A 5,010-nucleotide genomic window follows, 5' to 3' on the forward strand; every position below is an offset into this window, starting at 1 on the left:
AGATGCGCGGAGGCGGGCCTTTGCGCGTGGGGTGCTGGCGTCGCGCGTCCCTGAGCGGCTGAAGCCGCCGCTGGGACAGCCACAAGCCCCGTCTCGCGCTGACGCGCGATGCGAACGAGGCTTCACCTGCGGAGAGCCGGATGGCGAGGCTCCACCCCTGAGAGGGGGTTGCCAACCTGCTTTTCAACGGAGCCGGGGAGCGTCATCCTGAGGAGCGCCGCGCAGGCCTGACGTGGCATTTGCTTTGGCGCGACGAAGCATCTTGTGTGCGAGACTCGGGGCGGATCTCACACACGGGAAGCCGCCTTCGAGCTTCGCCGGCAGATCCTTCCTCACCGCCACGAAACCCGCGCGAAACGGGTTTTGCGCGGCGGCTCCTCAGGTTGACGCGTTCGCAGCGCGGTGTCCGGCAACACACCCTCTGAGAAAATCCCGCCACGCGGCCGGGTGCTCGTGGAAGTCTATACCCTCTCCCGCGCAGTTTGCGGGAGAGGGTGGGAGCGACAGCGAGCGGGTGAGGGCCCCTTCGCGACGAAATCGGGCCCTGAACCGCCGTTGTTAACGCGTGTTATCATCCTGTCTCCACGGAATTAGATGCACGCACTCCTTCGATGAGGTTGGTTAACACTTGTTCACGCACCCATTCCACGCGGGTGATGCCGGCCTGGTGCAGGGAAGCGAGCCCGTGGAGCGTGGCCCACACGGAGAGTGCCGTCCCGTCCGGATCCCCCGGCGCCAGCACGCCCGCGTCCATGGCCTCGCGCACGCGGTCGCGCAGAAAACGCCGCATGGCGCCCCGCTGCAGCTGGATGGGCGAGCTTTCCTCGGGCTCCGCGCCCTTGAACAGGGCCCGGTAGGCCTGTGGCTGCGCCACCGCGAAGTCCAAGTAGGCGTTGGCCGTGGCCCGCAGGCGCTCCAGCGGGGTAGGGGCCTCCAGCGCGCGGAACAGGTGGCTGCCCAGCAGGCGCGACCCCTCGCCCATCACCTCGCGCAGGATGGCGTCCTTGTCCGCGAAGTGGCGGTACAGCGCCGTGGCCGTCACGCCCACGCGTTCCGCCACGGCGCGCATGGTCACCGCGTCCGGCTCCCGTTCGAAGTACAGCGCCCGCGCCGCCGACACGATTCGGCTCTTGATGTCATCCATGGTTTACATGTGTAAACCGGAATTCACTGTCTGTCAACCATCGGGCTCCGGATGGAGATCGCGAGGTGTGTGGTTGTTAACGGTTGTTGATCGACGACGGGTGCCGGTGACCGTCCCCATCGTCGTACGGCAGATCGGTTCTTCGGCGGCGGCGGGGGGTTAACCTGGCGCTGAATCGGGCCGACAATTGACGTATATGTGGTGCGCGCGCAACGGATTACTTGCGCGTACGCGTGCTGATACCTAACTTTGGCGCACCCTTTCTTGACGGACTTGCCTTCCTGACGGATCGCCAGCCCTCCCTCCTCAACGGCTCATGAACAACTCTCTCAACCGAAGGCCGCTTCGCGGCCTCGCGCTGCTGATTCCGTTGCTCGCCGCCGCGTGCACGGACAGCTCTCCCGTGGCCCCGGTGGTCGAACCGACCCCCGTGGGAATGGCCGCCCTCCAGTGCACGGTGGAGGTCCAGGGCGGGACGATGTCCTGCGCGTCGCCCGACCCCACGGCCGGTTCGGACGTCAAGCTCTCCCGCATCTTCGGCGTGCAGAATCGCGACATCAAGCTCGCGAGCTCAGGCGGCTCGTACGATGCAGACACTCAGATCTTCCAGATCAACGTCACGGTTCAGAACCTCACGCAGCAGGTACTGGGGCTCGACAGCCTTGGCGCAAACTCTGGAGTGATGGTTTTCTTCTCGGCGGAGCCGATCGTGACCAGCGGGCCTGGTCCGGTCACCGTGTTCAACCCCACCGGTTCGCTTCCCATCACGACCGGGGCCCCTCAGGACTACTTCATGTACAACGAAGTCCTGGCCCCGACCGAGATCTCTTCGCCAATGCTGTGGCAGTTCCAGGTGCCAAGCGTAACGACGAAGTTCAGCTTCGTGGTTACGATCCAGGCGGCCCAGCCGGACGACGACATGACGTTCACGGACAAGGTGTGGGACGGCAGCGAGAGCAGTGACTGGACGGATCCGGACAACTGGGAGAACAACATGGTCCCGGATTCGGGCAGCACCGTGCTGATCCCGGCCGTTAACCGCGCGAACGTGTCCATCGACAGCATGCCCGCGCTGTCGGCGGACGTGCAGGTCACCAACCTCACCGTCAACAGCGGCGCCACGCTCACGCTCAACGGCCGGACGCTGACGGCGTGGGGCAGCGTGGACGCGCCGGGCAGCATCACCGGTGGCACGCTGTGGATGCGCGGCGGCGGCATGGTGACGGGCGGCAACCTGCCCAGCGTGATCATCAGCGGCGGCACGCGGGTGCAGCGCTCCTCGACCACCTCCGGCCCGGTGTCCATCAGCGACGGCTCGCTGGTGGTGGACGGCTCCAAGCCCCTTTCCATCTCCATCCCCTGACCTCCCTCCCGAGCACACGATGAAGAAGATCCTCAACTCCGCGCTGGTGGCCGGCGCCCTTGTGATGGGCGCCTCGGCGGCGAACGCGCAGACTCCCGACAGCGCGTTCGCGGTGAGCAGTGGTGGTCAGGGCCTGTTCCGCGTGAACGTGGACGCGGGCGCCCTCTTTGGCGGCACGTACGACGGTGACCCCTCCGGCACCGGCATCCCCGCCGAGGGCTCGGGCACGCGCATGATGTGGTACCCGCGCAAGGCTGCCTTCCGCGCGGGCGGCATCAACGGCACGCAGTGGGACGCCGCCAACATCGGCGACTACTCCGTGGCCATTGGCCAGGACGTGCGCGCCAGCGCCAGCAACGCCGTGGCGTTCGGCCTGCGCAGCACGGCCGCGCAGGTGTCGTCGTTTGCCGCGGGCGAGGACAACACGGCGTCGGGCGCCGCGTCGGTGGCCCTGGGCTACCACGCGCACACCAACGCCCGCCAGGGCTCGTTCGTGTTCTCGGACCGCTCGTCGGTCGACACGCTGCGCGCGGGCGTGAACCACTCCGCCAACTGGCGCGTGAGCGGCGGCTTCCGGATCTTCACCAGCAGCAACCTGAGCACGGGCGTGACCATCCAGTCCGGCGCCAGCGTGAGCAACTGGGGCCAGAGCAACGCCGTCATCAGCACCAGCACGGGCGCCTACCTGTCCACGAGCGGCGTGTGGACCAACACGTCGGACGTGAACCGCAAGCACCTCTTCGAGCCGGTGGCGGGTGAGGACGTGCTCACGCGGCTGCGGGCCATGCCCATCACCAGCTGGAGCTACCGCACGGACGACGACGGCATTCGCCACCTGGGCCCCACGGCGCAGGACTTTCGCGCCGCGTTCGGCCTGGGCAGCGACGACGTGACCATCGGCACGGTGGATGCGGACGGCGTGGCCCTGGCGGCCGCCCAGGCGCTGGATGCCCGCACGGCGGAGCAGCAGCGGCGCATCGAGGCCCTGGAGGCCGAGAACGCCGGCCTGCGCGCCCGGCTGGAGCGCCTGGAGGCGCTGGTGACGGCCGCGCCGCGCAACTGATCGTTCCGAAGGGCTGGAAGGGGAGGGGCGGAGCGATCCGCCCCTCCCCGTCTCTCGCAGTACGTAGCAGACCCTCTCACGAGATGCAGACGATGAAGCGATTTGCCCTGTCCGCCCTGGCGGTTGCCGCCGTGGCCGTGACCGCCTCCTCCGCCGCCGCGCAGGACTCGGCCTTCGTGGCCTCGAGCGGTGGCGTGAACCTGCTTCGCCTGAACACCGACGCCGGCTTCGTGGTGCGTGGCACCCCCGACGTGGGCAGCATTCCGGCCACGGGTGCCGGCGTGCGCCTGATGTGGTTCCCCACCATGTGGGCGTTCCGCGCGGGCAAGGTGGACAGCTTCGGCAGCACGTACTGGGACCTGTCCAACGTGGGCTACGGCTCCATCGGCCTGGGCGAGAACGTGCGGGCCAGCGGCAACAACTCGTTCGCCGCCAACCTGGCCACCACGGCCAGCGGCGACGAGTCGGTGGCCCTGGGCAACAACGGCACGGCCAGCGGCGACCGCGCGTTCGCCTTCAACGGCACGGCCTCGGCCGTGGGCGCCGTGGCCATCGGCAGCGGCGCGCAGGCCACCAACGACGACGCGCTGGCCATGGGCCCCAGCTCCATCGCGGGTGGCCTGGCGGCCATCACCATCGGCCCCAGCATCGCCAACGGCAACTTTGGCGTGGCCATCGGCCTGCAGAACAGCGCCAGCGGCCAGTTCTCGGTGGCCATCGGCAAGAACGCCCGCACGGCCAACCGCCAGGGCAGCATCGTGCTGGGCGACGGCTGCGCCGGGTTCTCGTCGGACTCGGTGTTCCCCACGGCCAACAACCAGTTCGTGGCGCGCGGCTGCGGCGGCGTGAAGTTCTTCACGAACCAGGGGCTCACGTCGGGCGTGGAGCTGGCGGCGGGCGGCAGCGGCTGGAGCGCGGTGTCGGACCGCAACCGCAAGGAGAACTTCCTGTTCGTGGACGGCGAGGACCTGCTGGCCCGCCTGCGCGGCGTGCCGGTGAGCAACTGGAACTACCGCACGCAGGAGAGCACGGTTCGCCACATGGGCCCCATGGCGCAGGACTTCTACGCCGCGTTCGGCCTGGGCGAGAACCAGCTGATGATCAACTCGGTGGACATCGACGGCGTGAACATGGCGGGTGTGCAGGCCCTCACGGCCCGCACGGACGCCCTGCGCGCCGAGAACGAGGCGCTGCGCCAGGAGAACGCGACGCAGGCCGCCGAGATCGCCGACCTGCGCGCCCGCATGGAGCGCCTGGAGGCCCTGGTCTCCGCTCCGCGCCCGTAAGCGCTCGCGTCACCGCGACGAACGCCGCCGCCCCGGGGTCATCCCGGGGCGGCGGTTTGCGTTGGGGCAGGGAAGTGCGGCGCGACGTACTCGCCCGGATCGACACGCGGGCAGTGAGCGTGTGGCAGGCCCCGCGCGAGCGCCCCTCCGGGCT

General features: G+C 68.9%; 4 protein-coding genes. 3 read left to right on the forward strand and 1 reads right to left on the reverse strand.

What is annotated here, in order from left to right:
• Nucleotides 1-571: 571 nt before the first annotated feature.
• Nucleotides 572-1,144, reverse strand: a complete 573-nt coding sequence (locus VFZ20_RS15920) for a TetR/AcrR family transcriptional regulator (RefSeq protein ID WP_329684898.1) — start codon at nucleotides 1,142-1,144, stop codon at nucleotides 572-574.
• Nucleotides 1,145-1,460: 316 nt separating this feature from the next.
• Between VFZ20_RS15920 and VFZ20_RS15925 the strand changes: the two genes are divergently transcribed.
• The 3 genes from VFZ20_RS15925 to VFZ20_RS15935 all read left to right on the forward strand — a co-directional run bounded on the left by VFZ20_RS15925 (nucleotide 1,461) and on the right by VFZ20_RS15935 (nucleotide 4,856).
• Entirely contained in the window at nucleotides 1,461-2,507 is a 1,047-nt protein-coding gene (locus VFZ20_RS15925) for a hypothetical protein (RefSeq protein ID WP_329684899.1), read from the forward strand.
• Between the two features lie 19 nt (nucleotides 2,508-2,526).
• Nucleotides 2,527-3,570, forward strand: coding sequence for a tail fiber domain-containing protein (locus VFZ20_RS15930; RefSeq protein ID WP_329684900.1), 1,044 nt, complete (start codon nucleotides 2,527-2,529; stop codon nucleotides 3,568-3,570).
• A gap of 92 nt (nucleotides 3,571-3,662) precedes the next feature.
• Nucleotides 3,663-4,856 (forward strand): tail fiber domain-containing protein, encoded by a 1,194-nt coding sequence (locus VFZ20_RS15935; protein ID WP_329684901.1) that lies wholly within the window; start codon nucleotides 3,663-3,665, stop codon nucleotides 4,854-4,856.
• Nucleotides 4,857-5,010: the final 154 nt, after the last annotated feature.

The organism is Longimicrobium sp. (assembly GCF_036280135.1).
In the GTDB taxonomy this organism is placed as follows: domain Bacteria; phylum Gemmatimonadota; class Gemmatimonadetes; order Longimicrobiales; family Longimicrobiaceae; genus Longimicrobium.